20 protein-coding genes are annotated in these 25,286 nt (G+C 45.8%); 12 read left to right on the forward strand and 8 right to left on the reverse strand.

The window, feature by feature from the left end; genetic code table 11:
* Positions 1-77: 77 nt before the first annotated feature.
* Positions 78-1,349 (reverse strand): dicarboxylate/amino acid:cation symporter, encoded by a 1,272-nt coding sequence (locus ACYVD4_RS08210; RefSeq protein ID WP_460944293.1) that lies wholly within the window; start codon positions 1,347-1,349, stop codon positions 78-80.
* Positions 1,350-1,430: 81 nt separating this feature from the next.
* A complete protein-coding gene (locus tag ACYVD4_RS08215; RefSeq protein WP_460944295.1) occupies positions 1,431-1,952 on the reverse strand; it encodes an acyl-CoA thioesterase in 522 nt (173 codons plus the stop codon).
* A 190-nt stretch (positions 1,953-2,142) separates the two neighbouring features.
* Here ACYVD4_RS08215 and ACYVD4_RS08220 point away from each other — a divergent pair, with 190 nt between their 5' ends.
* The 3 genes from ACYVD4_RS08220 (at position 2,143) to ACYVD4_RS08230 (ending at position 4,111) form a co-directional block, all read left to right on the forward strand.
* Entirely contained in the window at positions 2,143-2,592 is a 450-nt protein-coding gene (locus tag ACYVD4_RS08220; RefSeq protein ID WP_460944297.1) for a DUF2147 domain-containing protein, read from the forward strand.
* A 141-nt stretch (positions 2,593-2,733) separates the two neighbouring features.
* Positions 2,734-3,867 (forward strand): flavin-containing monooxygenase, encoded by a 1,134-nt coding sequence (locus tag ACYVD4_RS08225; protein ID WP_460944299.1) that lies wholly within the window; start codon positions 2,734-2,736, stop codon positions 3,865-3,867.
* A 58-nt stretch (positions 3,868-3,925) separates the two neighbouring features.
* Entirely contained in the window at positions 3,926-4,111 is a 186-nt protein-coding gene (locus tag ACYVD4_RS08230) for a CsbD family protein (RefSeq protein ID WP_460944301.1), read from the forward strand.
* 86 nt (positions 4,112-4,197) lie between these two features.
* On the opposite strand, the gene ACYVD4_RS08235 is transcribed toward ACYVD4_RS08230, so the two are convergent.
* The 3 genes from ACYVD4_RS08235 to ACYVD4_RS08245 all read right to left on the reverse strand — a co-directional run bounded on the left by ACYVD4_RS08235 (position 4,198) and on the right by ACYVD4_RS08245 (position 8,696).
* Complete coding sequence (locus tag ACYVD4_RS08235; protein ID WP_460944303.1) at positions 4,198-6,186, reverse strand: T9SS type B sorting domain-containing protein; 1,989 nt, start codon at positions 6,184-6,186, stop codon at positions 4,198-4,200.
* A 194-nt stretch (positions 6,187-6,380) separates the two neighbouring features.
* A complete protein-coding gene (locus ACYVD4_RS08240) occupies positions 6,381-7,718 on the reverse strand; it encodes a Gfo/Idh/MocA family protein (protein ID WP_460944305.1) in 1,338 nt (445 codons plus the stop codon).
* Positions 7,719-7,832: 114 nt separating this feature from the next.
* Positions 7,833-8,696 (reverse strand): sugar phosphate isomerase/epimerase family protein, encoded by an 864-nt coding sequence (locus tag ACYVD4_RS08245; RefSeq protein WP_460944307.1) that lies wholly within the window; start codon positions 8,694-8,696, stop codon positions 7,833-7,835.
* Positions 8,697-8,973: 277 nt separating this feature from the next.
* Between ACYVD4_RS08245 and ACYVD4_RS08250 the strand changes: the two genes are divergently transcribed.
* From ACYVD4_RS08250 to ACYVD4_RS08290, 9 genes are all read left to right on the forward strand, one after another.
* Positions 8,974-10,293 carry a TolC family protein gene (locus ACYVD4_RS08250; protein WP_460944767.1) on the forward strand — a complete coding sequence of 440 codons (1,320 nt, stop codon included), beginning with the start codon at positions 8,974-8,976 and terminating at the stop codon, positions 10,291-10,293.
* Between the two features lie 78 nt (positions 10,294-10,371).
* Positions 10,372-11,466, forward strand: coding sequence for an efflux RND transporter periplasmic adaptor subunit (locus ACYVD4_RS08255; RefSeq protein WP_460944309.1), 1,095 nt, complete (start codon positions 10,372-10,374; stop codon positions 11,464-11,466).
* Between the two features lie 71 nt (positions 11,467-11,537).
* Positions 11,538-12,803 (forward strand): ABC transporter permease, encoded by a 1,266-nt coding sequence (locus ACYVD4_RS08260; RefSeq protein ID WP_460944311.1) that lies wholly within the window; start codon positions 11,538-11,540, stop codon positions 12,801-12,803.
* 91 nt (positions 12,804-12,894) lie between these two features.
* Positions 12,895-13,587 carry an ABC transporter ATP-binding protein gene (locus tag ACYVD4_RS08265; RefSeq protein WP_460944313.1) on the forward strand — a complete coding sequence of 231 codons (693 nt, stop codon included), beginning with the start codon at positions 12,895-12,897 and terminating at the stop codon, positions 13,585-13,587.
* On the forward strand, positions 13,568-14,587 hold the full coding sequence (locus tag ACYVD4_RS08270) for a sensor histidine kinase (protein WP_460944315.1): 1,020 nt from the start codon (positions 13,568-13,570) through the stop codon (positions 14,585-14,587). Before ACYVD4_RS08265 ends, ACYVD4_RS08270 begins: the two co-directional genes overlap by 20 nt.
* Before the next feature lie 71 nt (positions 14,588-14,658).
* The gene (locus ACYVD4_RS08275) at positions 14,659-15,519 is read left to right on the forward strand and encodes a tetratricopeptide repeat protein (protein WP_460944317.1); all 861 of its coding nucleotides are present in this window, start codon (positions 14,659-14,661) and stop codon (positions 15,517-15,519) included.
* Between the two features lie 60 nt (positions 15,520-15,579).
* Positions 15,580-16,368, forward strand: coding sequence for a LytR/AlgR family response regulator transcription factor (locus ACYVD4_RS08280; RefSeq protein WP_460944319.1), 789 nt, complete (start codon positions 15,580-15,582; stop codon positions 16,366-16,368).
* A gap of 118 nt (positions 16,369-16,486) precedes the next feature.
* Entirely contained in the window at positions 16,487-19,339 is a 2,853-nt protein-coding gene (locus ACYVD4_RS08285; RefSeq protein WP_460944321.1) for a M16 family metallopeptidase, read from the forward strand.
* 164 nt (positions 19,340-19,503) lie between these two features.
* Positions 19,504-20,910 carry a leucine-rich repeat domain-containing protein gene (locus ACYVD4_RS08290; RefSeq protein ID WP_460944323.1) on the forward strand — a complete coding sequence of 469 codons (1,407 nt, stop codon included), beginning with the start codon at positions 19,504-19,506 and terminating at the stop codon, positions 20,908-20,910.
* Between the two features lie 70 nt (positions 20,911-20,980).
* On the opposite strand, the gene ACYVD4_RS08295 is transcribed toward ACYVD4_RS08290, so the two are convergent.
* From ACYVD4_RS08295 to ACYVD4_RS08305, 3 genes are all read right to left on the reverse strand, one after another.
* The gene (locus ACYVD4_RS08295) at positions 20,981-23,110 is read right to left on the reverse strand and encodes a VWA domain-containing protein (RefSeq protein WP_460944325.1); all 2,130 of its coding nucleotides are present in this window, start codon (positions 23,108-23,110) and stop codon (positions 20,981-20,983) included.
* A gap of 88 nt (positions 23,111-23,198) precedes the next feature.
* On the reverse strand, positions 23,199-23,945 hold the full coding sequence (gene fabG / locus ACYVD4_RS08300; protein WP_460944327.1) for a 3-oxoacyl-[acyl-carrier-protein] reductase: 747 nt from the start codon (positions 23,943-23,945) through the stop codon (positions 23,199-23,201).
* Positions 23,946-24,078: 133 nt separating this feature from the next.
* The gene (locus tag ACYVD4_RS08305) at positions 24,079-25,281 is read right to left on the reverse strand and encodes a hypothetical protein (protein ID WP_460944329.1); all 1,203 of its coding nucleotides are present in this window, start codon (positions 25,279-25,281) and stop codon (positions 24,079-24,081) included.
* Positions 25,282-25,286 lie beyond the last annotated feature (5 nt).

Genomic DNA, 25,286 nt, shown 5'->3' on the forward strand with positions numbered 1-25,286 from the left:
TAAAAATAAAATTTCCGACCTCCAGCTTTGCATAAGCTCTTCTGAAGGCCGGAATAGTTGATATATAAATCCTCGGTTTAGTACTTATAATCAGCCAGTTCGTTCTTATCCTGCTTACGTACCACCTGATTGTAACGCTCTCGGTCAAACTCGTTTTCGTTGTTGGCGATAAAAATGGTAGCTACAGTATTACCGATAATGTTGGTAATAGATCGCGCTTCGGACATGAACCGATCTACACCAAGTAATAAGGCAAGCCCTTCAACCGGAATAACTTTGATAGCCGTTAAGGTACTGGCCAGTACGATAAATCCACTTCCTGTTACGCCAGCCGCCCCTTTCGACGTAACCATCAGGATACCGATAATAGTCAGTTCCTGACCCAGCGTGAGATCGACGCCAAATACCTGCGCCAGAAAAACCGTAGCCATCACCAGATAAATGGTCGTGCCATCGAGATTGAACGAATAACCCGCTGGTACAACCAACCCAACCACCGAGCGCGAACAGCCCAAAGCCTCCAGCTTGTCCATAATTTGCGGCAGGGCCGACTCCGACGATGACGTACCAAGCACAATCAGTAATTCTTCTTTGATAAACTTCAATACAGCCCACAGACTAATTTTATAGTAACGTAGCAGCAGGCCAAGCACCACAAAAATGAATAGAATCATTGTCGCATAGACCGTGCCCATGAGTTTAGCCAGCGGCAGCAACGTACTAAGGCCATATTTGCCAATCGTGAACGCCATCCCACCAAACGCACCGAGCGGAGCCAGTATCATTACTACGTTCAGAATGTTAAAGAATACCTTTGACAATCGCTCAAAGGTCTGAATTAGCGGCCTTCCCTTCTCGCCCATACGCGTCAGGCCCACACCGAAGAGAATCGAGAAGACAAGCACCTGCAAAATATCTCCCTCGGCAAACGCTTTTACGGCATTACTGGGAACGATATGCAGAAAAAATTCTGTCCAGTCCATACCCGCGCCCTGTTCGGTAAACTTACTGATATCCCCCCCTTTTACAGCACTAGTTTGAACGCCATCGCCGGGGCGAATCAGATTTGCCAATAACAGCCCGATTGCTAAGGCGCCCGTTGTTACAATTTCGAAATACAGAAGCGCCTTCCCCCCTACGCGACCAACCTTTTTCAGATCGCCCATATTACTGATTCCCAACACAATAGTCAGGAAAATAATGGGCGCGATGACCATTTTTATCAAGTTAATAAAGAGATCGCCGAGAGGCTTTAGTTTAGCGGCAGTCTCCGGGAAGAGGTAACCCGTTAGGATACCTAACGTAATGGCAATCAGTACACGTACGGTCAGATTCTGGAAGATTTTCATGAAAGGAGTTAAGAGTGAACGAATAACGTAGCACCTAAACTTCATTATTCGTGATGTAATCGCAATTGTATATTATCCTGATTACCGGCTCGCTAATACCTGGTGTTTGATGTCGCGGATGCGGTCGTTGAAGTTGAGGTTTAGGAAATCAACATTTGGAACAAGGGTTGTCTGGAGTAGTTCGGTAACTTTTTCGTCGTGCGGAATTCGTTTGCCCGATAGTACACTGACGTATTTCGACGTTACCCAAAGCACATTTTTGAGGTGCGTTTTACCATCATCCGTCATGATATATTCCGTAACGGTGGTGTCTTCGTTGAAGTAAATAAGCCTCGAAATGATACGTACCCATTCGCTTACCAATGCCGGACGGATATAGGCAATCTGGTGCTGGTAAACCACCCAGCTTGTTTTTAACTCCCGAAACAATTGCCCCGGATTGAAGTCATATAACTTAGCTACCTGATCTTCGCGGGCATTAAAATAATAGTCGAAGTATTTTGCGTTATTAAGGTGTTGCAACGGGTCGCAGTCCTGAAAACGGATAATTACTCTTGATTCGGTTTCGGTGGGGTAGCTGCGGTTAGGGTCGCGATGAAACATAATTCAGAATCTGGATTGAGCAGATTTTCGGATGAACTTGATTTTTGTTGATATGCGCACAGGCACAGTAATGCTAGATACACAAAATCTGTGAAATCCGATGAATCTGATAAATCCCGGTTAAGAATTTTTCCGCTTTCTTTACGTTAGTACAACAAATTTGTTGAATTCTCCAAATCCTTAAACAACCATGAAAACACTTCGCTATTTTCTGCCCATTCTTACCCTTTTTGTTTCCCTCACCTCTTTTGCTCCCAAAGATGACGCAGAGGCCGTTGTTGGAACCTGGTTAAATGGTACCAAGAGAGGACACGTCCAGATTTATAAACAGGGGGGCACCTATTTCGGTAAGCTCATCTGGTTGAGTGAACCGAACGATCCAGCTACTGGCAAACCAAAGACTGACAGCAAAAATACCGATGTGTCCAAACGTTCGCGGCCGCTTCAGAATTTACAGTTGATGTACAATTTCAAATACGACGGTGGGAATGTCTGGAGCGACGGCAAAATCTATAACCCAGAAGATGGAAAAGAGTACAATTGTAAAATGACACTCGAAAACCCAAACACGCTTCTTGTCCGTGGCTACGTTGGTATTTCACTTCTAGGCAAAACCCAGACCTGGACTCGAATTAAATGAGTTGAAAAGTTATAATGTTGTAGGGTTATAAAGTTGTAGAGTCATTATTGATTGACTGCGAAAACAGCGGCCTTTCATGCAACTTTACAACCCTATAACCCACAATTCTATAATCCTATAACTTTACAACCATACAACTCCATGACGTTAATCATTGGGGCTGGCCCAGCCGGATTAGCTATCGCAGGGCATCTAGCGCATCGGGGCCTTCCATTTACAATACTGGAAGCCAGTGATTACGTTGGCTTTTCGTGGCGAAATCATTACGACCGGTTGCATTTACACACTGTTAAAGAGCACTCAGCACTGCCACACATGCCCTTTCCGGCTAACTATCCGCAATACGTATCACGGTTAGAATTTGTTGAATACCTCGAACGCTACGTTGAGCATTTCAATATAAAACCACTTTTCAACCAGAAAGTAACTAGGATTCAGCGTACTACGTCAACGAATCAGTGGCAGGTAGAGACCGAAACCGATACGTTGACAACCGATCAGGTTGTGATATCTACGGGTTATAATCGGGTGCCGAACGTAGCAGATTTACCGGGTCAACGTAATTTTCGGGGAATAATCTGGCATAGTCATGAGTACCGCAACGGTGCTCCTTTTCGCGATGAGAACGTACTGGTGGTTGGCATGGGCAATACCGGTGCCGAACTGGCGCTTGACCTTCTGGAAAATGGAGCCAATCCGTTTATCTCGGTTCGCCGAGCCATCAACTTTGTTCGGCGCGAAGCGTTTGGGCGACCTGTTCAGAAAACGGCTATTCTGTTAGGCAAACTTCCAAACTGGTTATGTGATTTATTGGCTGGTATTTCGCAGAAATTAACCGTGGGCGACGTATCGGCTTACGGGCTTGGCAAGCCGGCTCATGCACCTTCGTACTACAGCCGTCGGGGCCAAACACCCGTTATCGACATCGGCACGCTCGATCAAATTAAAGCGGGAAAAATTACCGTTCTTCCCGGCGTTGCCCAGATAAATGCAAAAACCGTTACGTTCTCCGATGGGCGGGAGCTTCCGTTCGATGCGATTGTGCTGGCAACAGGTTATCGTCCGGGATTAACTGCTTTTTTTGATGATACGTTATCGGCAAAAATTCTGAATGAGCGAGGTTTCCCTAAAAACCTGTGGTTCAACGACTTTTCGCTACATGGATTGTATTTTCTAGGCTATACAGTGCCAGTTACCGGCGTACTTTATCAGCTAAATATTGACTCAAAACGTATCATTCAACACATGGTTGAAAACAATTTCGTCCCGGCATAGTTCTATATGTGTAATCAGGATGATTACTTATTTTCTCAACGTTTTAAACACTACAGTCATGAACGAGACTACAATCAAAGGAGGCTGGAACGAACTGAAAGGTAAAATCAAACAAGCCTATGGCGACCTCACCGACGATGATCTGACTTATGCCGAAGGCAAGGAAGACGAAATGTGGGGCAAACTCCAGCAGAAAACAGGAAAAACCAAAGACGAAATAAATAAAGCAGTTGCTGACCTATAGTTCTGGTTAAAAACTGTTTATAGATTGAAAGCCGGTACTACATGTATCGGCTTTCTGTATTTATCACGAAACTGCTTCTATTGAAGCTAACGTATCAATACAACCTGCCCCGCTTTTCTATACAGTTGCATATCCTGCGTATTTCCCTGCATCGGCGTTCTAATTTCCCAAGTGTATACCCCCGTCTGGCAGGGTTCACCCCGATAATTTCCGTCCCAAAACGATTTATCAGACGCGTAAATTAATTCGCCCCATCGGTTATAAATTGACAGTGTAAAACCGGGTGTCAGCCTCCCTTTCACTTCAAATACGTCATTTACAGCATCGCCATTCGGCGTAAATGCATCGGGCACAAACACAAGCGGCTGGCACATTTCCTCCACAACTATTGTATCTCGGGTTTCGCATTGTTGGTCATTAGTCAGACGTAGTACGTATGTGCCCGGCTGTTGAATACGTACTTGTTGAGACGTTCCGACTACCGTACCATTCGCCATAGCCCATCGATACGTAACGTTTGCGCTCACTCCTGCATCAAGAACGATTGTATCGGCAGGTAAATCAGAAAAACAGCCGGTATATCGTTTCGCTGAAAGATTTGTCCTGACTATGGGGGACACAATAATTCGAACAGTATCTTTTTTTGAGCAGGCACCCAGCGTGGCCGTCACTACGTAAGAAATGCTATTAGCTGGCGTTAACTGAGGTTCCTTACTGATTGAGTTATCGAGTCCGGCTGCTGGAAACCACGAAAAATTGGTAGCATTACTGATTGTAATCAGTTTCACCGATTGCCCCTCACATACTACAGTATCGCGCAGGGTTTGCAGATTGATATCATTCGTAAATTCAACCGTAATCGATTTACTCGCTACGCAGTTAGCCGAATCTTTAACGAACACAGTATACGTTCGTGGCGTAACAGTAAAGCGAGTTGCAGATTGATACGTAACAGAATCGATTGAATACCGATACGGAGCAGTACCATTGGTGGCACTTACCGAAATAATGCCCTCACCAGTTCCTGAACACGTCCCTTTTTGCGCAGAAGCGTTCAGTAACAAACCGCCAATGGTTACAGCTTTCGTTTTGACGAATGGTGTCCCACAGGCATTATTCTTAATGGTGAGCGTTACGTTCTTAGTGCCGCTAGTGGGCCAGTTCACTACGTAGGGGCCAATTCCAGTCCCCGATACCACACGACCACCATCCCAGTTCCAGTTGATAGTATAGTCGGTTTCAGGAACTAATTTATCACCGGTATACGTAACAGTCAGATTTTGAGCGGGACTGCAACTGGGATTTGGTGTTATGGAGAAGTCGGCGGTAGTGGGTGCATTGGCAATCGTGCAAATGTCATTGTAAACAGTACTTACATTTGCCTGCGACGAATATTGATTGGTAAACGAAACGTAGGCAAAATTAGCTTCGCCCGATTCGCAGGCAACAGACCGATCATCCCGAAACAGATAAATAGGCGTTCCAGACGTACCAACGTAGCGTCGGGCATTGTCGTTATACGATACAAACAGCCTGTCGTTTACATACACATCGATTTTCCCGGTCCGACCATCACGGGTAAAGGTTAGCAAATAGTACGTCGACGTATTGAAATAAGGACATTGACCGATGATACCATTTGGATAAAAATCGATGCAACGATCCGTTGAACCAGACGTATTCTTAAAATAAATACCGCTGTCGGTGAGACCGTTAGAAAAGTCGATAATTCTGGCCCAGGTTGGTCCCCAATTTGTTGTTTTCACATACAAGTGAATGGTATACGTATCGGTAATGGTACCCGACGTATTCGGATAGCGTAATCCCCAATGCAGATTATTGTGATAAACCGTTCGTTTAACCCCACAAAACGGTAGCGAATCCGTCCGAAAATCACCCGCAGATGCCGAAGACGAACAATTGCCCAAGGCTTTTTCCTGCGTTAATTCAGGCCCGCATTCGGACGTAGCAACGGATAAATTCCCGTAAAATCGGTACGAATGCTTAACAACTTGCCCCACGGAATTAGTGACCAGACATACTAGTAGCAGAACGTAGAGCGGTAGAGCTTTCATGACCGTGATTCAACAGTAGGGGAATTTTCCGAGGCTTCAACTAATCAAATTAGCTGTTTTTAATCCGGATTATGGCCCTGTGTTTTAGTATACGGCTTAATTCCTTTCGGCAATACCAAGGTAACGGTAAAAACAAAAAGCCGAAGCAAGGCGCTCCGGCTTTTCCTAATTCACTACGTATTAACGCTTGCGTTTTACATCGGTGGCTCCCATCCTTTTTCGTATTGACGGCTCCAGAACTTCATGGCTTCGGCGTCTTTAATATGGCCATTCTTCGTATCGACAGCGAATGATTTTTTGGTACGGAACGCAATGTTGGCCAGGTGACACAGCAACGTACTTTTAGCGCCTTCGGCAATGGGCGACGCCTGTTTTTCCTTGCCCCGGATAGCTTCAAAGAAATTCACTACGTGCCGGGTGGTCATATCGCCACCACCGCCGAGCGCAGTTCCTGCCTCACTGCCTTTCGACTTGCTGTCTTTGACAACTTTTCCCTCACGCGAGTAAAGCGTATAGCCGTCACGGTCGACGTAAACGGTGCCGTTGGTTCCGTAAATGTAGGTTCCCCGGTCGCTGCCGAACGTTTTCTGTCCATTGCGGCTGTTGCCATCCCATTTGATGATTTTATCGCCGGGGAAACGGAACGTAGCGTCCATGGTATCATACATTTCCCAGCCATCTTCCACAAAATACCGTTTGGCAGCCTCTACCGATACGTACTCAGGAAACTCGACCTGCAATGCCCAGCGTGCTACGTCCAATTCGTGCGTGGCGTTGTTTCCGGCTTCGGCTGTGCCATAATTCCAGCCATACCAGTGCCAGTTATAATCCCAGGTTTCGGATGTGTATTCCCGACGGGGAGCTGGCCCCTGAAATAAATCCCAGTCTAATCCATCGGGAACGGGGGCTTTTTTCTGATGCGGCACTTCGCCACGGGCACTCGCGTAGAAAGCAACCGCCTTAAATGGTTTACCAATGACACCGTTGTGAATCTGCCCAATAATATCAATCGACTCCGCCGACGAACGCTGCTGGTTCCCCATCTGGATCACTTTTCCCGACTTCTTCTGAAGTTCGGTCAAAATTTCGCCCTCGCGTGGATTGTGGCTACAGGGTTTTTCGACGTAAACGTGTTTACCGCCCTGAACTGCCAGCCACGTACCGGGCGCGTGCCAGTGATCGGGCGTAGCGTTGAACAGTACGTCGACATTTTTATCGGCAATGACCTTACGGATATCGTTTTCCAGCTTGGGCGTATACGTAATGTGCTTCGAGAATTTCTGCACCGCAGACTCCCGCTGTTTCTTCATTACGTCGCACAGATATACCAGTTCTACGTTGCTTTCTTTCCGGCCAATGGGCTCATAATAAGCGCCTAAACGTCGACCTAAACCCGCAATGGCTACGTTCAACCGTTCGTTGGCGCCAATGATTTTAGCATAACTTTTCGCCGACATACCAAAGCCGCCGATAGTAATACCAGCCGTGCCTAAAGCGGCTTTTTTCATAAACTCTCTCCGCGAGTTTTCCATGACTTTTATAAATGATAAATATGAAAAACGATGAGTGATGAACGATAAGTGATGAACGGTCCGCCGTAGCGGTTTGCTGACTCATCACTTATCGTTCATCACTCATCACTACAATTATGCTTTCCGTTTGCCCGACCGTGTAGCGTCACAAACGCCTTTAAAATACCCAACCGATTCGGCAATGCCCGCCAGCGGATCTTTCATGTCTTTTTCGTATTCCAAACTACAACTTCCGTCGTATTTTATCTTACGTAGCATCGCTACAAATGCCGGAATATCAATCACTCCCCGGCTCAGTTCGCAGGTTTTCCCTTCTTTAGTACCTGCCGTTACGTTCTTCAGGTGAATATCAAAAATGCGTTTGGCGTATTTCTCCAGATCGGCAATCGGGTCGTCGCCAAAGCGTTTGTCGTGGCCCATATCGAAGCAAAGACCGATACGTGGGTCCAGATTTTTTACCGCATTTATCACCGACGACGCATTCGGCCACAGTTTAATATCCGGGCCGTGAATATGAATAGCATAACGCATATCATACTCCTTTACTTTTTTGTCGATCAGTGGTAACAGGTCTTCGTTTGGTACGCCGACAATTAGCTTCACGCCAACCCGCTTCGCATACTCGAACCCGTTATTGATTTCCTGTTCGGTTTTCATGTAGATCGGCCCAACTGCATAACCCGTTACGTTCGACTGCTTGAGCTTCTCGTGGAAGGCTTTTATCTGCTCATCGGTGCTGTTGAACGGCAAATGAAAATCCTTGATACACAGGTAATGTACGTCGACTTTACGCATCATTTCCAGCGATTGATCGAGATTGAAATGCACAAAGCTATAACCCGCTATACCGAGCTTAAACAAATCTTCGCCGGGTGCCGCCGATACGTTGGTTGCCGCCACCGAAGCTATTGCCGGTGACATACTGGCTAGGGCAACTGAGCCTCCAGCGTTTTTAAGAAAGGATCTTCTTGTCGTCATGAATCGAAAAGGGTACTCAATAAGGTTGTTTCTTTTAAAAAACGTAGATACCTGTTTTTTCTACTGACCATTTATATGAGCAAGCTACAGCGTTTTCTGTTTCTGAACACAGGCTGATTTACCTAAACATCGCAATCTATCAATTACGTCAACGAAACACGAAGGTCTTCATCGCTAAAATCGGCAGTTTAATAGTTGTTTTTTTCTGCTTCGTAAAAAACGGAATCATCTCATTCCTGAAAACCTGTTTCCTTTGACTTACCAATTCGCCCTGATTATGAATCGGTTTATCTTCATAGGCTTACTTTTTTGCTCATTTACGGTCGATGCACAATCCGTAGTGGCAACCGTTCAGGAAGCAATTTCGCTGGCCCGACGTAATAATCCCGACGTAGTGAACGCTCGTCAGAATCGGGATGTGCAGGCCCAGCAACAAACCGCTGTCCGCGCTACGTTACGTCCACAAGCCCGTTTTTTCACAAATTTCGATTACAATTTTGCGCTCCCAGTTCAGTTGGTCCCAGCCGAATTTCTGCCGGGTGGCAAACCGGGCGAGTTTCGAACACTTCAGTTTGGTCTTCCTTACGTACTGGCAGCAGGGGCAGAAGTGACTGTGCCAATTGTAAATCGACCGGCCCGCGCTGACATTGGTATCACCGACCAGAATCTAAAAATTACGGATAGCCAAAATCTGGTTTTGCGGGATGAGGTTTCGACCCAGACGGCTCGGATTTATCACGCTACGTTGCTGACACAGGCCGCCATCACGCTTACTCAACGTAATTTATCGGCTGCCGATACACTTACACAAATTGCACGTAGCAGACTTGATAAAGGGCAAATTGAACCGCTGGAATACAACCGCATCCGCTCAGTTCAATTGACAACTTCCGACGTATTGTATCAAAATCAACTGGCATACATGCGTAATCTGAATCAACTTAAACTGATTATCGGTCTGGCCCCTACCGATAGTTTAGTACTTTCTGAAAATCTCGCCACGCGGCCTATTGACACATCGGTTGCGGTTCGTGAACTCGCGCCTGTTGAACGTCCGCAGATTACACTTCAACAGGCGCGAATTGAACTAGCTCAATTGCAGGTAAATCGCGAGCGTTTACAACGGTGGCCCAATTTATCAGCTTATGGCCGGTATACAGAACAAGCCCAACGGAATCAGATTAACTTCCTGAATACGAGTCAACCTTGGTATCAGATTGGCGTAGCAGGTTTACAATTTAACTGGCCACTTTACACCGGTGGACTACGTACCAGTAATTTAAACCGTGCCCGTTTGCAGCTAAAAGCGGCCGAAACGGCGCTCGTTTACGAACGTAACAAACAACAAATCGATACTGAAGACATTCGTAATACCTATAATCAGGCGGTACGTTCGCTTGATTTGAATCGGCAGAACTACGAACTCAGCACCCAAAATGTGCAAATTGCTTTAGTTAAATATCGGTCGGGGTTATTCGCTTATGACCAGTATCTGAATGTATTTAACGAAGCGTTGACAGCGCAGAATCGGTATCTTAACAATCTGTCGACTGTATTTATCAATCAGGCAATTTTACAAATTCGGAACGGCCAATAAACTCGTTTACAGCTCATTACTTACGGGTTTTTGTGAATAGGGAATCTGTAAATCGTAAACAGACAACTTCACCAATTGATGAGAACTACACTTTACATAATAGCGTCGTTTATGTTATTCATTTCCTGTAAACGGACCAACGAAGGCACGACGCCCACCTATCGGGAGCTGACGGAGGCTGTTTATGCTTCGGGAAACGTGTATCCCCGTAACGAATACACGGTCACTGCCGACGCGGCTGGCGTACTGGAGAAACGGCTGGTGAATGAAGGCGACTCCATTCACCAGAATCAATTGCTATTTGTTCTCGAAAGCGCGTCGGAAGATGCGCGTCAGCAGGCGGCCGCTAATGCCTATCGTCAGGCGCGAGCCAACCTGGGGGCAAATTCGCCAGTACTGGCTGAACTCGAAGCGCAGGTACGTAACGCCCGCACCCGACTTGCCAACGATTCGATCAATTATAATCGGTTTCGTGAGTTATACGCCCAAAACGCTACGTCGAAAGCAGAACTGGAGCGGGCCGAATTGAACTTTACACTTTCCCGCAACAACCTCCGCGCCCAGCAAAACACCTTCCAACGTAGCCGCGATCAGATTCAACTCGACGTAGCGAATAATCGGAGTCAACTGGTTAGTTCGGAAGTTGCCGGACGTAACACCCGCATTCGGAGTTTTGTAACGGGCAAGGTTTATGAGGTATTTAAAGATCCGGGCGAAGTAGTACGTATCGGCGATCAACTGGCGTTGGTTGGCAGCGGGAATCAGTTGTATGCGCAATTGGCCGTTGATGAAAGTGATTTCGGGCGGTTGCGTCACGGTCAGGAAGTCGTGCTAAAAGCCGACGTTTACCCTGACAAAGTTTTTAAAGCACGGGTGAGCAAAATTTATCCAAAACTCAATCGGACTGACCAGTCGTTTCGGGTCGATGCCGAATTTGTTGGCGAACGCCCCGATTCCTACTACGGTCTAACGGTTGAGGCCAATATCATTATCAGCCAGAACAAACACGTACTGACGATTCCAAAATCGTACGTCGTCGGAACTGATAGCGTTGTGGTGGAGCAGGACGGCAAACCACATAAAGTTAAATTCCAGAAAGGTGCCGAAAACTTTGATTTCGTCGAAGTAAAATCCGGCCTGACGGAGAAGACAAAACTTATTATTAATGAGTGAAAGAGCGAAAGAGTGAACTAGCTAAGTATACTCTTTCACCATTCACTCTTTCACTCTTTCGCTCTTTATTCATGAACCTTCGTATCGCATCACAAATTGCCAAAACGCATCTGTTGGCCAAAAAGCGACAGACGCTCGTTGCGATGCTCGGCGTTACGTTCGGCATTGCCATGTTCATTACTATGATCTCATTTATGCAGGGCGTCAACCAGTTTCTGGAAGATTCGGCGCTGGATGCGAGTCCGCATATTCGGATGTATAACGAAGTAAACACGCAGCGACCGGGCCTGATCGAGCAGTTGAATCCAGGTCAGTTCAACGTGATTTACCACCAGAAACCCAAAGACGAACAGGCACGTATCAAAAACGGAATGACCATTGCCGAACGTATCGAAAAGGAATCGGGGGTGCTGGGCGTATCGCCACAGGTAGCTACCCAGGCATTTTATAACAATGGTCCTATCCAGCTTTCAGGCACCATTTCAGGTGTAGACATAGATCGGGAGAATCGGCTTTATAATTTAAAATCGAGGTTAAAATCTGGTGCTATTAACACGTTGAAAACCAACCCCGATGGATTAATTATGGGTAGCGTTTTGGCCCGTAAACTCAACGTTCGGGTGGGCGATAAAGTGAGTGTAACAACCGGTCCGACGTCTCGGCCGGCTGGCGGAACGCGAATTCTGCGCGTGGTCGGTACGTTTGGGTTTGGCGTCGGTACGGTCGACAATACGAAGAGTTACGCCAACCTATCGACGGTGCAGGAAATGCTCCAGAAAGACCCGAGTTACATTACCGACATTCATATTAAAATGGTCGACCCGTTGCAAGCCCTTCCCTTTGGCAAGAAATTACGCGCTTCATACGGCTATTATACGGAAGACTGGGCCACGGCAAACACAGCGATTCTGGCTGGGGAAAAGATACGTAACGTAATGACGTTTGTGGTTTCGATGACCCTACTGGTGGTAGCCGGTTTTGGTATTTACAACATCATGAACATGACCGTCATTAACAAAATCAAGGACATCGCTATTCTGAAAGCTACCGGTTTCGACGGGCGCGACATCGTAGCGATTTTTCTGTTTCAGGCGGTATTTATCGGTTTGTCGGGCGGTCTGCTTGGCTTGGCGATTGGATTCGGATTGAGTTATATTTTATCGATAACGCCGTTCGATGCCGGTGATTTCCTGAGTATCAAAACATTTCCGGTTATTTTCGATGTAAAATACTACGTAATGGGCATTTTGTTCGGCGTTATCACAACCGTACTGGCAGGCTTTTTCCCCTCCCGAAAAGCCGCACAGGTCGACCCGGTTTCGATATTGCGAGGATAAGTTTAGATGTATGATGTAGAATGTATTTTCCACTTCTTCCAATTTGTATTTCATACACCATATATCATACATCATACATCATACATCACATATGAATACTGTTCTTTCAGCGAATCATGTAAATAAATACTTCTACGATCCTGATAAATTTCAGGTGTTGAAGGACGTAACGTTTACGGTTCAAAAAGGTGAATTTCTGTCGATTGTTGGTAAATCGGGTTGTGGTAAATCAACGCTATTGTATTTACTGTCAACCATGGATACCGAATATGAGGGGCAGATTGAGATGGCCGGTACAAAACTCACCGGACGCAGTCAGGATTTTCTGGCACATTTCCGCAACGAGCATCTTGGCTTTGTGTTTCAATTTCACTTTCTGCTTCCTGAATTTTCGGCTTTGCAGAACGTAATGCTACCGGGCCTAAAACTTGGAAAATACCCCGAAAAAGAAGTAGAAGAACGGGCTATGGAAAAGCTACGTATCATTGGCATGGCCGATTTTGCTCGTAAACCAGCCAGCAAACTCTCTGGCGGTCAGCAACAACGCGTTGCTATTGCCCGCGCGCTAATCAACGATCCGACCATTATTATGGGCGATGAACCAACCGGCAACCTCGACAAAGCCAATACCGCCAACGTATTCGAGATTTTCCGCGATTTGGCGCAGAAAGGGCAAACCATTATTGCCGTTACGCACGACCCCGATTTTGCCGAAGGAACCGACCGCGTCATCGAAATGTCGGACGGAATGATTATCGCCAGCCATGAAAATAAAGTTCAATAAATACGTCGAAGTCGTTCTTTTGTGGCTTTCGCTGGCGGGCGTAGTAGGTCGACAATGGGTAGTTCCCAGCATCTCCTGGCAACTTCAGGTGATTCTATTTTTCGTCTCATTCATTGTCTTTAACCTAATCTGGATTTTCCATTACCGATTTAATGAATGGTTGAATCGAAAGCTTCCTTTTGAAAAAAATGTTCAATGGCGTGTCATTGTCCAATTGTTTGGTGGATGGACAATTGCCAAGACGCTTCTGTTTACAATTGGCTATATTGTTCTTACGCACGTATTTCCAGACGTATTGACGCAATTTAACCGCTCTATTCTGGTCATCATTGGCCTGCTGGTGTTTACTGTAAACACTGTTACAGGATTAGGGTTTATTGCCAGTCACTTACTTAAACAGTGGCAAAAAAATGCGTTGCGTGCAGCTCAGCTTGAGAAAGAAAAGGTTCAGGTTCAGCTCGATAGCCTGAAAAATCAGATTAGCCCGCATTTCCTGTTTAACAGTTTGTCATCGCTCGACAGTCTGATTGACGATAATCCCGCACTGGCACGCCAATTTCTGCAACAGTTGTCAAAAGTATTTCGCTACGTATTGCAACACAAAGAGAAAGCACTTGTATCGGTCGATACGGAGTTAACATTTATAAAGAACTACGTATCACTCCTGAAAACCCGCTTCGACGGTGCGTTTATTGTTAACTGTAACGTTGACGATGATGCCTTGGATAAGCAAATTGTTCCCGTTACGCTTCAGATACTTATTGAAAATGCCATCAAGCACAATACCATCAGCGAAGCACGTCCACTTACCGTTACAATCAGTGCGCATGATGGCTATTTGTCAATCACCAACCCTGTTCAACGTAAACGACAGGTGGAAACTTCGAACAAGCAGGGGTTAGAAAATATAAAGCTGTTATATAGCTATTTAAGCACGCAATCAGTTGACGTTGTTGAGGATGAAACAGAGTTTTGTGTGCGACTTCCTTTGCTTAATTAAGTATTCTGTAGAATTTCACTACGTTAAATATTTAGTATACAGAAAGTTAACCAACTAATGTTTATTAACAAATGGAAATACTAGTTGTAGTAGCACTCATTGGGTATATAATTTACTTACGCTACTATGCGGATTTACGTACTACGTCGGAACAGGATTTCGATAAACTACAGGTCGGTATTAAACTGTATACAAAAGAGCAATTCGAGGATGCATTGGCTTTTTTCAATCAATATCTGGCGAAAGATCCAAAATCAACTGTCGCGTATCTGTATCAGGCTCGGTGTTACAGAGCATTGGGCAACGTAGCATCTGCCATAACTGCCTTAAAAACAGGTGAAAGTTACGATGATACAGTGGCAGAACTTCATTTGGAAATAGGACAGATTCTCTATGAACAGGCCGATTATAACGGAGCCTTTCTTGAGTTCGACAAAGCCGTGTTTCATTCGAAAGGCGTTCAGGCCGATACGTATCAATGGCGCGGTATGGCCCGCCAGCAACGTCAGCAAATTACCGAAGCTGAGCAGGATTTCGAACGTGCAGAATCACTACGTATTGCCGGAAAAATATCGAATTCTACAAGCTACCAACGCAATTTTTTCGACCGTCAGTTTTTAATTCATACTCTTCTGATTCTGATTAATAGTCTCATTTTATTGCTTGCTATAAAAAACGCTACGGTGATTCATCTGCCTTACCTTTTAGCGGCTGTAGCAGCCGCCAGTATTGGTTTTCTTGAACCTCAAAAAGGCTGGTTACTAGCTATTTTGCAGGTTTTCATCCTCTGGCTCAGCTATACGTTTTTTACAACTATTCCACAAACCAGCGGTACCCGTGAACTGGAAGCGTTTGGATTATATGGCTCAATTATTTTAACCTTCGTCGGAAGTTTTATCGGTGGTTTGCTAAAACGTCAGCTTACTCGGTAAATCATATAGTGTTACGTCTGATAACTAATTTGCCTACTGATTGACAAACGCTACGTGCTTATGACCATCCTGCTTATTGAAGATGAACCGCTAATTGCCCGTCAGCTTCAAAAGCTGGTGCAGCAACTGGAACCCAGCGCTCAGATTGACGGGCCGCTGGGCAGCGTACAGGCAATTTGTGATTATTTCAACGCGCACCAGCAGTCGAATCAGCCCCTCCCCGACCTTGTCATTACCGATATTCAGCTTTCTGATGGGGTAAGTTTTGAAGCTTTTCAGCAAGTGAGCCTAAACGTACCGGTCATTTTCACAACGGCTTACGACGAGTACGCGATTCGGGCTTTTAAACTCAATAGTCTCGACTACCTCCTCAAACCAATTGATCCTGAAGAGCTTAAAGCGGCACTAACTAAATACCATCGGTGGGCGCAGAATGGTACGTCCGATTTTGGCGAGCAGCTTCGGCATTTTCTGCACCAGATAACCGAACAATCGCCCACACCCTTGTACAAACGTCGGTTTACGGGTCATCATCTTCGGCAAATTATCTCGATACCACAGGAACAGGTTGCCTGTTTTCTACGGAACGAGCTGATTTATCTCTATACTACCGACGGCACGAAATTAGTAACCGATTACAAAACACTCGACGAGCTGGAAGATTTGGTTGACCCAGCTTGCTTTTTCCGCGCCAATCGACAATTTCTCATTCAACTCAATGCTGTTTCGGGATATCGGCATTACGACAGTAGTAAATTACTCGCTTTTCTAAAAAGTCCGAATAATAATTTGGAAGTGTTGATTAGTAAAGAAAAATCCAGCGCATTTAAACATTGGCTCGAAAGTTAACCTACCGCTCATCAGCGTTTTCGTTAAAAATGTATAAAATCAATTGACAAAGGCTTGATTTATCCTTTTATTCGTAACTATACGACTAGTTTAACATACTCATCCTAACTATTTTTTTATGCAATCACCTTTTCATCGGCCTGGCGCAATTCATACTGGATTGAAACGCACAGGACTGATAGCTGCTACGTTGTTGGTAGGGAATCTTTCCCTCGTTACAGCGCAAAACAAGCCGGCTGCTGTTACGTTACCAGCAGGCGTCACCAAAGGCGCATCGGTAGAAGGTATTACTGAATACAATCTCAAAAACGGACTTAAAGTCCTGCTTTTCCCCGATCCATCAAAACCTACCATTACTGTTAATATTACGTATCTGGTTGGTTCGCGGCACGAAGGTCTGGGCGAAGCGGGCATGGCTCACCTGCTCGAACACATGGTGTTTAAAGGTTCGCCAAAACACCCCAACGTAGCGAAGGAACTATCTGACCATGGTGCTGATTTCAATGGAACCACTTGGCTCGACCGAACCAACTATTACGAAACGCTGGCCGCCAACGACGAAAACCTGAAATGGGCGATCGACATGGAAGCCGACCGGATGATTAACTCATTCATCAAGAAGGAAGACCTTGCCTCTGAATTTTCGGTAGTACGTAATGAGTTTGAACGGGGCGAAAACTCACCGGAACGCATTCTGAGAGAGCGCGTTATTTCGTCGGCTTACCTGTGGCACAACTATGGTAAAGCGACTATTGGTAACCGTTCCGATATTGAGAAGGTACCGATTGAGAATTTGCAGGCTTTCTACAAAAAATTCTATCAGCCTGATAATGCAGTTCTGGTGGTTGCCGGGAAGATTGACGAAGCCAAAACGCTGGCGTTGATCAGTCAGTCTTTCGGTGCTATTCAACGGCCAACGCGTGAATTAGTAACCTCGCACACCATCGAGCCTGTGCAGGACGGCGAACGTAACGTAACGCTCCAGCGCGTAGGCGATACGAAAGTAGTAGCGGCAGCCTATCATATTATGCCCGGATCGCACGCCGATTACCCAACGATGGACGTTCTGGTTGAATTGTTGACTAGCAAACCAGCTGGCCGTCTCTACAAAAAAGTGGTGGAAACCCAAAAAGCGTCGAGTCAGTATGGTTATACGTTCGCGTTGAAAGAGCCAGGTATCGTTTATTTTGCGGCTGAGTTGCTGAAAGAAAAATCGCTGGATGTGGCGAAGGCTGCACTGCTTAATACGTTGGATTCTGTCGCCATCGATGCACCAACGTCGACTGAAGTGGATCGGGCAAAGGCGAAACTGTTGAAGGATGTTGAACTCGAATTCCGCAATACAGAAAACGTTGGCGTTGCACTTAGCGAACACATTGCTTCTGGTGACTGGCGTCTTGGCTTTCTATACCGCGACCGGCTCGAAAAAGTAACTCCTGCCGACGTAGCACGTATCGCCAAATATTATTTCAAACCGTCGAACCGCACAGTTGGTCTTTTCGTTCCTGATGCTACACCCGACCGCACAGAAGTTCCTGACTCTCCCGACGTAGCGGCAATGGTTGAGGGCTACAAAGGCCGGGCTGTAGTAGCTCAGGGCGAAGCCTTTGATGCTTCTCCTGCCAATATCGACGGTCGCACCAAACGTATCGAATTGCCGAATACCATCGAACTGGCCATGTTGCCTAAATTAACCAAAGGCAACGAAGTAAATGCCCGACTGACGCTACGTTATGGCGACGAGAAAAGCCTGATGAATAAAGGGTTGATCAGTACCATGACGGCCGCTATGCTTGATAAAGGTACTTCTAATCGTACGCGCCAGCAGATTCGCGACGAACTGGATAAGCTAAAAGCGCAGGTAGGCGTATCGGGTGGTGGTAATCAGATGAACGTATCAATTAAAACCGATAAAGCAAACCTCCCCGCGGTGATACGGTTAGTTGGCGATATCCTGAAAAACCCAGTTTTCGACGCTGGCGAATTTGAAAAACTTCGTCAGGAACGAATTGCTCAGATTGAATCGCAGCGTTCGGAACCATCGGCTCAGGCAAGCAACCTGTACACCCGCACGGTTAATCCATACGCCAAAGAAGATGTACGGTACGTTCAGACTTTTGACGAGCAAATTGCGACCCTAAAAGGAATGACCATCGATCAATTAAAGGAATTCCATCGCGATTTTTACGGTACCCAGAACGCAACAATGGCCATTATAGGTGATTTTGATGAAACCCCAGTTCGCAAAACCATTATGGACGAAATTGGGGTGTGGCAGGCAAAAAAACCGTTTACCCGCATCGCCAGCGTAGTGAAACCTGTCAAGTCGGAAACCCAAGCACTGGAAACCCCGGATAAAGCGAATGCTATTTTAATATCGGGTTTCAACATGGCAATCCGCGATGATGACCCCGATTATCCAGCACTTATGATCGGCAACTACATGCTCGGCGGTGGCGCCCTTAGCTCCCGCCTGATGGCCCGTATTCGGCAGAAAGAAGGACTTAGTTACGGCGTAGGCTCACAGGTAAATGCTAGTTCGCTGGATAAATTTGGCACCTTCATGACCTATGCTATGTACAATCCTGAGAATGCCGAAAAGCTCGAAAAGGCATTCCGCGAAGAACTCGACAAGATGCGGACACAGGGTTTTAGCGCTGATGAGGTGAAAGAAGCAAAAAAAGGGTTTTTACAGGAACGTCAGGTCACTTTGGCTCAAGACCCGGCTCTGGCTTTCATGCTGAACAATAACCTGTATATAAATCGTAGTATGGCATTTGAGGCTGACCTCGATAAAAAGATCGCAGCCCTTACACCAGAGCAGATTAACGCAGCCGTGAAAAAGCACATCGATCCAGCTAAACTGGTAACTATCAAAGCTGGTGACTTCGCTAAAGCTGCGAAGAAAATGGCCGAGAAAAACGAGAAACAACCGCAGCCAGCTTCAGCAGGTGGTGGCAACAAAAACTAAAAAAAGTTGAACCGGGATTAACCGGATTTATGGAATTCGAAGTTTTTTTTCATCTCGTTTAGTAACGGGGTAAAATCTGCTTAATCCCTAAATCCGGTGAATTCCGGTTCTTTTTTATATTTTAAAACTATAAATATCGTTATTTACCTAAAAATTACGTTTCTATGAAAAGGCCCTTATTTTTTCTGGTATTTACGCTCTTTTCGCTTACGGTACAAGCTCAGGTGAACGTAGTGCTTCTGCGCGATACGGCTGCCTATCAGGTAAGTCTATCAGCACTGGACAAAAAGCACACCCCGTTGACCGAACTTCTCAAAAAGCAGCCCAAGGGAGCCTTTGATGCCATGCGCGAACGCCATAAACAATTGGAGGCTTTTATGAAAAAACGTACTGACGTACCGCAAAAAGGCTTTAGCGTAATGGTATATGAATATTATGGACCCGATGGAGTCATAAACTGGGCTTTTTTAAGTACAGATCGGCCGCTTCCGGATTCCATACTCTCACCCATGAAAACGTGTTTTCATGAATTCTATGCAACTACACCCTACCCAGCTACCGGATCTGTTGCTTTCCGGGTTATGACCATGATGCAGTACGGTAAAACGTATGCTGCTCCCCGCACCGTTCGTAAAGGAAAAGGCATCATCAGTACGATCAAAGCCGCTGAGAGCACAACCCGCCCCGACACGGTAAAGATGCTCGCCTTTAACCAATTGGATTTAACGGCTGTTCCCGAAATTGTTTATCGTTTCCCAAATCTGGAGGAACTAGATTTATCTAAAAATGCGCTCCACGAACTTCCAGCCCGTCTTACCTCCGACATTCCCACTCTGAAACGCCTAAGCGTACTGTACAACGTAATACCCAACGACAGTGTATTTATTACTCGAAATAAACACCTTCAATCGCTCAATTTGCAGGGTAACAAACTGACCAAAATCCCGGAATCTGTTCGTCAGAATCGTCGGCTAGAAAGTCTTTGGATGGGCAATAATAAACTGAAAGAGCTTGATGTCAGAACGTTACGTCGGATGAGAAGCCTAAATGATTTGAACTTATACAATGCAGAATTAACGACCATTCCTAAAACTATCAAACGGCTCAAACACGTTAAAGTCCTTGACTTATACTACAACAAATTGACTGTGCTTCCTCCTCAACTTGGGCGGATGAAACGGCTGGAACAATTGGCGGTTGCCCATAACGATCTGAAAGAATTACCCACGTCTTTATCGAAACTCCGCCGACTTCAGGTGTTATACGCTCATCATAACCGTTTAAGCCAATTACCAACCTCTTTTCAACGGCTTCAACAGTTGCGTGTTCTTGATCTGGGTTACAACTGGTATACTGTTGTACCGAACGTACTTAGCTCTCTACCATCGCTTGACGAATTATCGCTGAATAATAACAACTTACAGGAATTCCCATCGGTTGTGTTGTCGATAAAAAATCTCCGGAAACTATATATCGGTAGCAACCCGCTTTTTGGCCGTGAAGCGATGAATAGTCCTTATGCATCACAGATCAAACAACTTGAAGCCAATCAGACACAGGTAACGTATTAAACACTACGTAGTATTGAGTGGACAAGTGCTGAACGGCATAACTGCGTTAATCTTTTGTAATGCGTTGAGCCTAGTATCCACCGTAGAACTTCCGAAGACCCCACTCGACGGCGGCCAATGTGAGCACCAGAAAAAATAGCCAGCGCCAGTTAATCAGTTCATTCATTTCCTCTGTACTTGTCAGCCGTGCCGGAATTGAACGGGTGCCCAGATTACGTACTAAATCATTGATACGATTAGCCGTATAAAACTGTCCACCAGACTGTTGCGCTAGTTGACGTAGCATTCCATGATCGGCGGTAGTATTGATGGCTTCAAGTTGAAGATCACGAACCACAAACTGCCCCGACGATTGTTCGGAACGGTTATTTATGCTGGCCGTAGCTTTGAACCGATACGCTCCTTCGGGCAAACGACTGATTTCGAAACGGCGATTGGTGGCGGTTGGCGTGTAATTATACGAACGGGTAATACCTTTTTCATCAGCGATTTCCAACCGAACAGGTTTATCGAACACCTCTTCGTAAATGTCGTTATACATCTCCGTTTCAAAAATCACTTTCTCGCCTGCTACAAACTCATTCCGAATCGGATACACACGCAGCTTGCGTCGATCTTCCTTCACCGAAATCAATTGAATAACCTTCTGAAAGAGTTCGTCTACTACGTCCTGCTTATCGGTCAACGCAAACTCTTCCAGTCGCCAGCCCCAGAGTCCTTCACCTGCCAGTACCGCCGTTTTGCGCGGGCTTGTTACGTTCAGTGCCAATAGTGGCTTGGTTGTACGGACACTTCCAACCTGTTGCCAAAGCACTACCTCGCTGCCCGGCTGTAATTTGAATTCGCCATAAGGAGCCAGTAAAGGCGGAAATTTCGAGAGAATAGCTAATTTATCGGCATCCAGATTCAGTTGTTTAAATTCCGGATTAAATGCCCCTGTCACTTTATCGCTCTGATTGGCCTGAACGGCAATCTGCATCACCGAATTCGACGTATTGAATGGCCCAACTGCCGATTGGTTACCCAAAATGAACAACGTAGGTGTATTTCGAGCTAAATATTTCTGAACCAACGTATTGCCTACACTACCATTATCTGGAATCTGGTGCAGAATCAGCAGATCGTATACTTTGTCAGGTACTGGCGGAGCATCGGCAGGGGTGCCGGTCAGCATGCGAATATCAAGCTCGTAGTTCTGGTTTCGTTCCAGAATAGTTCGGATCGCTTTAATGTCTGGATGCGGAGCGAGTGCCAATAAGAGCACCTTTTCTTTTCCATCGATTACGTCCAGATACACATCCTGCTTGTTGTTACGGGTGCTGAATTCGCCGGTTTGTGGCAACACTTCTACTACGTAGTGCTGAACACCTTTTTGCGTAGCTGTCGTGTTAAACGTTACCTGATTGAACGTATCATTCTTACCAAAAGAAATCGATTGGCGGCCCAACTCTTTACCGTTTTGGCGAAGCACGACCACCGCACTACGTCCCTGAAAACCATTACTGACTATTTCGGCCTGCACCGGAAACTGATTTCCCAGATATGCAATTCGGTTAACTACTACACCCCGAAGCTGAACATCACGTTTAGCAACAGTATCGCCCAAACCAACCGCTTGTACAGCAAATGGATATTGGCCAAACGTGGGCGAAAGCCCTTTGTTGAAAATACCATCCGACACCAACACTACGTCGGTCAGATTACGGCCTTCATAATCGGAACGAATTCCAGAAAGCAATCCCGACAGGTCGGTTGTTCGTTCGGTAAATGGAATCTGAGTCAGGTCATTACTGCCCTCGGCAACGGTATCGCCAAAGGTACGTATCGCTACGTCGAGCCCTTTGTCGGTCAATTGCTGACGTAGCGTCTGCAAACCAGCCAATGCCTGATTGAGCGTCGGGCGGCCTGCAGCCGCTACCGATTCGGAGTTATCAACGGCCAGCACAACTTTCGGTTTTTCAGTGATTGTGCGTGTATTCCGAATCAGCGGATTCAGCAGTAGAAAGCACAAAAAACTGACGATTATAAACCGTAAAGCCGCCAAACCATACGTAGTGCGTTTATCAAAACCACCCACGGAGGTGCTTCCTCCGCCAGCCATCAGGCGCGGCAGAGGCTGATACATAGCAAAGGCATACGCTGCTCCTACGAGCAGGCATACAAGAATCCACCAGGGTGAGGATTGAAAAATAAAATCCATTTTTTTTAAGGAGCGAGGAGCAAGGAGTGAGAATGGCTGGCGCAAAATGTATTGCAACCGGATGGATTCTCGCTCCTCACTTCTAATACTAAGTTAACATTCCGCCATCCACTTGCAGCACCTGTCCGGTGATATAGCGGGAGAGGTCGGAAGCCAGAAAAACGGCACAATCGGCAACTTCTTCGGGTTGGCCACCACGTTTCATCGGAATCTGTTGTTTCCAGTCTTCGAGGGCTTTTTCGTTGATTTCGCCAGTCATTTCTGTTTCAATAAAACCGGGAGCAATGGCATTGGAGCGAATATTTCTCGACCCCAGCTCCAGTGCAACCGACTTGGTAAAGCCAATAATACCGGCTTTTGAAGCGGCATAATTGGCCTGACCAGCGTTGCCCCGAATACCAACCACAGATGTCAGATTGATGATCGACCCAGTTTTTGCTTTCATCATTGGTTTGATGGCGGCTTTGGTCAGGTTAAACACCGACTTTAAATTAACGGTAATAACGCTGTCCCATTGTTCTTCCGACATCCGCATTAGCAAACCATCTTTCGTGATACCAGCGTTGTTGATGAGCACATCGAGCTTCCCGAAATCGGTAATCACCTGACTAATAAGTGCTTCGGCTGCCTGAAAGTCCGACGCATCGGAACGATAACCTTTTGCCTGGCCACCAAATGCCCGAAGTTCTTCTTCCAGCGCCTGCCCTTTTTCAACGCTCGATAAATACGTGAAAGCAACCGTGGCCCCTTCCTTAGCAAATTTCAGAGCCATAGCCCGGCCAATACCACGCGATGCTCCCGTAATTAACGCAACTTTTCCCTGTAGTAAACCCATTGTAAATAGATAGTGTCATTAATCTCTATATAATGACGAAACATGACCAAAATACTTGTCGAGTATTCGTAAATATATAGTTTACTATTGCCAAAAATAGCGTATTAGGCCCAAATGGCAAGCAAAAGGAAATCTATTGGAATACGTAACGAATGGCAATGTTTCCGCTAATACCGCCTTTGACACCGGCTCCCCAATTGCTACGTTGGAGTTCTGAGCTGGTTAATTTATCCCATGCATAGGTTACGTTTGCGCTTGCGAGGGAGGTTTCGATATTAAACCGTTGCCCCGCCATATAAGCCAGACCAACATCTATGCCAGCATTAATACTACTGCCACGGCTAGCTATATTGTTCGAATAAACATAGCCGGTACTTATTCGTGTGTAAGGAGTTAATCGAGCCGCTGCCCAATAATGCTGAAAATAGGGGGTGATACCAATCTGCCACCACTCGTCGCTACGTGCCTGTTGATTTTTCGAATTATAATTGGTTGTTGAATAGGTAAATGGCAACGCAACACCTATCAAATTCCTGTTTTTAAGAAAAAAACCAATTGATGGACTAATCATATACCGCTGAGAGTTGCTTGAATAATCATACGTCCCTGCTGACGAAGTTCGGCTTTCCCGCCCGTTTCCCATTCCAAAGCTACCTTCCAAAACCCACTTTCCTGCTTGCAATTGGTTACTATTGCTCTCGTCTGATGCACGATTATTTGGGACACTTCCTGTTGAGTAAATAAGCCCGGCGCTTACACCTGCAGCATTGATAGGTAATGCATCTGCGCTGGCCACTAACTGTATTCCTAGCCGATTGGCCAAAAAATACGTTAGCCCAACTTCCAGACGCGGATTAACCGAAAATCCCGAATTCGATTGATCATCCACTGTAATCGTTCCTAAATTTCTAACAAATCCGTTAGCGGTTGCCCTATAACTGTTTAATGATAAGCCAGCTCCAGCAAAAAGGTAAACCGATTGTACAGCCCAATAGCGACGTACAAATGGAGTAACAGTAAACGCAGATTGAGACGATTTATTAGTTGATTCAAAACTACTTGACTCCTGACTCTGGTGATACGTTGAAGAAGATCCCGACAAGCTCAGCCCCATTAGCCAGTTATCTTTCCAGAAACGCCCTGCTGTAGCGCTAACTATTGGATTCCATTTTATTATTACGTTGTCGGGAATTGCATGTTTATCAAAAAGCGGCTCTTTTTGCCGATTGTAATTAAGCGAAAGTGAGCCACTAATGAGCCTATTTCCTTTTTGCGTTTGTGCACTACAATGATTTGCTAGAAAAATGACTGCAAGTATCAGTTTACAATATTCCATACAGT

The organism is Spirosoma daeguense, from assembly GCF_054776875.1.

Excerpts from the sequence above, each read along its gene's own strand:
- ACYVD4_RS08270 (WP_460944315.1), top strand. The coding sequence starts at position 13,568 with ATGAAAATAAAGTTCAATAAATACGTCGAAGTCGTTCTTTTGTGGCTT.
- ACYVD4_RS08215 (WP_460944295.1), bottom strand. The coding sequence starts at position 1,952 with ATGTTTCATCGCGACCCTAACCGCAGCTACCCCACCGAAACCGAATCA.
- ACYVD4_RS08295 (WP_460944325.1), bottom strand. The coding sequence starts at position 23,110 with ATGGATTTTATTTTTCAATCCTCACCCTGGTGGATTCTTGTATGCCTG.
- ACYVD4_RS08210 (WP_460944293.1), bottom strand. The coding sequence starts at position 1,349 with ATGAAAATCTTCCAGAATCTGACCGTACGTGTACTGATTGCCATTACG.
- ACYVD4_RS08220 (WP_460944297.1), top strand. The coding sequence starts at position 2,143 with ATGAAAACACTTCGCTATTTTCTGCCCATTCTTACCCTTTTTGTTTCC.
- ACYVD4_RS08275 (WP_460944317.1), top strand. The coding sequence starts at position 14,659 with ATGGAAATACTAGTTGTAGTAGCACTCATTGGGTATATAATTTACTTA.
- ACYVD4_RS08285 (WP_460944321.1), top strand. The coding sequence starts at position 16,487 with ATGCAATCACCTTTTCATCGGCCTGGCGCAATTCATACTGGATTGAAA.
- ACYVD4_RS08225 (WP_460944299.1), top strand. The coding sequence starts at position 2,734 with ATGACGTTAATCATTGGGGCTGGCCCAGCCGGATTAGCTATCGCAGGG.
- ACYVD4_RS08305 (WP_460944329.1), bottom strand. The coding sequence starts at position 25,281 with ATGGAATATTGTAAACTGATACTTGCAGTCATTTTTCTAGCAAATCAT.
- ACYVD4_RS08240 (WP_460944305.1), bottom strand. The coding sequence starts at position 7,718 with ATGGAAAACTCGCGGAGAGAGTTTATGAAAAAAGCCGCTTTAGGCACG.
- ACYVD4_RS08265 (WP_460944313.1), top strand. The coding sequence starts at position 12,895 with ATGAATACTGTTCTTTCAGCGAATCATGTAAATAAATACTTCTACGAT.
- ACYVD4_RS08235 (WP_460944303.1), bottom strand. The coding sequence starts at position 6,186 with ATGAAAGCTCTACCGCTCTACGTTCTGCTACTAGTATGTCTGGTCACT.
- ACYVD4_RS08290 (WP_460944323.1), top strand. The coding sequence starts at position 19,504 with ATGAAAAGGCCCTTATTTTTTCTGGTATTTACGCTCTTTTCGCTTACG.
- ACYVD4_RS08245 (WP_460944307.1), bottom strand. The coding sequence starts at position 8,696 with ATGACGACAAGAAGATCCTTTCTTAAAAACGCTGGAGGCTCAGTTGCC.
- ACYVD4_RS08255 (WP_460944309.1), top strand. The coding sequence starts at position 10,372 with ATGAGAACTACACTTTACATAATAGCGTCGTTTATGTTATTCATTTCC.
- ACYVD4_RS08250 (WP_460944767.1), top strand. The coding sequence starts at position 8,974 with ATGAATCGGTTTATCTTCATAGGCTTACTTTTTTGCTCATTTACGGTC.
- ACYVD4_RS08280 (WP_460944319.1), top strand. The coding sequence starts at position 15,580 with ATGACCATCCTGCTTATTGAAGATGAACCGCTAATTGCCCGTCAGCTT.
- ACYVD4_RS08260 (WP_460944311.1), top strand. The coding sequence starts at position 11,538 with ATGAACCTTCGTATCGCATCACAAATTGCCAAAACGCATCTGTTGGCC.
- ACYVD4_RS08230 (WP_460944301.1), top strand. The coding sequence starts at position 3,926 with ATGAACGAGACTACAATCAAAGGAGGCTGGAACGAACTGAAAGGTAAA.
- fabG (WP_460944327.1), bottom strand. The coding sequence starts at position 23,945 with ATGGGTTTACTACAGGGAAAAGTTGCGTTAATTACGGGAGCATCGCGT.